At 79.4% G+C, this 1,579-nt stretch carries 1 pseudogene; it reads right to left on the bottom strand.

What is annotated here, in order from left to right:
- A pseudogene (locus AOK09_RS29775) lies at positions 1 to 1,579 on the bottom strand (hypothetical protein); the annotation flags it as partial.

Here is a 1,579-nt window from a genome sequence, read left to right as displayed (position 1 = left end):
CCGGGGCGCCGTCGCTGCCGCCGGCGGCGTCCGGGGCCGTCTGCGGCTCCGTGCCGCCCTGGGTGCGGGCGGGCGGCAGCTCCCCCGCTCCGGGCGCTGCGGCGGCCCCGGGTCCCGTGGGCGCTGTGGCGGTGGCAGCGGTGGCAGCGGTGGCGGCTCCGGCGGCCGGGCCGGGACCGCCGGCGTGCCGGGCGTGGCCGTTGACCCGGCGCTCCGTCCCTGCCGCGGCGGCAGCGGGAGGCGTCCGGCGCGCCGGGGTGGCCGGATCGGTGCCCGCGAAGGCGCTGGTACCGGTGGTCACCACCGGGGTGGCGACGGGCAGTGCCGGCCTGGGCGGGACGCTGGTCTGCGCCTCGGCGCCGTACTGGTCGTCGCCCTCCCCGGTGAACGGCCAGAAGCCGGCGTCCGGCTCCGGGCCCTCGACCGTCCAGTCCGGTGCCGGGTGCTGCTCGTCGGAGCCGGAGATGCGCAGCAGCTCGCCCCAGTAGCCGTACTGCTCGTCCGTCAGCCGCTGCAGTTCGACGGTGAGGCCGAGGCCGGGGAGCGCCGTGGGGCCGGCGGTGGCGAGGGTCCAGCGGGCCACCGGGCCGCTGCCGCGTCCCGGCGCCTGGGTGACCACGGCGAGGCAGGTGCGCGGGCGCGCGTCCAGCAGCCGGCCCAGTTCGGCGGGGGTGGTGCCGGTGGGGGCGTGGCCGCAGAGCACGATCTCCGGTGTCCAGGCGTCGTCGGCCCGGCCCCGGCTGCGGGCGTCCCTGGGGTGCGCCGCACCGGCGGTGAGCAGTGCGGAGCGGGCGGTGGCGTCCCGGGCGGCGAGTTCGGCGAGCGCCTCCTCCAGGGTGTCGTGGCGGCGTACCCGATCCGCCATGCCGTCGGCGACGGGCAGGTCGTCGGCGATCCCGACCAGGTGCATGTGCAGCCGGTCGGCGAACGGGCTGTGGGCCAGCTCCAGGGCCAGGGCGCGCAGCACCGCGCGTACCTCGTCGGCGCCGCCGGAGAGGTGGAGGAGCCGCACCGCCTCCAGGTCCACCAGCACCGCGCCGCCGTCGGGGGCCGAGCCCAGGCCGACCAGGCCGGGGTACGGCGCGGCCACCGCGGCGGCCTCGGCGGCGGAGAGCAGGTCGGGCGCGTCGGCGGGGCACCACCAGGCGGTGGAGGCGTGAGCGGCCCGGAAGGGGGCGATGGGCGAGGCCGGGACCGAGAGATGCAGCTCCACGGTGCGGTCCGGGGTGATCCGGACGGCCGTGACGGCCGGCAGCCGCTTGCCGCCGCTGATGGCGTTCCGGGCCAGGGTCCGCAGGGCACGGTCGACCAGGGCGAGCCCGGCGGCGTCCTGACGTGACCTCAGCTCGGCCTCGAAGGCCGCCACCGGCGGCGGCGGCAGGGCGATCCGGTGGCGCGGGCGGCGGCGCTGCTGCTGGCGGGAGCGCCGGGTGGCGACCGCACCGACCAGGAGCGCGGCGAGCAGCACGGTGACGCCGGAGGCGGCGAGCGCTGTCGCGCTGTAGTCGGCGGCGGTGTCCGAGGCGGCGGGTTCTCCGGCGTCCTGGTGGGTGGGGGCGTCCGCGCTAGGGGCCGTGGT

This window comes from Peterkaempfera griseoplana, assembly GCF_001418575.1.
Lineage (GTDB): Bacteria > Actinomycetota > Actinomycetes > Streptomycetales > Streptomycetaceae > Peterkaempfera > Peterkaempfera griseoplana.
Note: the sequence above shows the minus strand (reverse complement) of the source record. Positions and strands in the feature narration are given on the sequence as shown.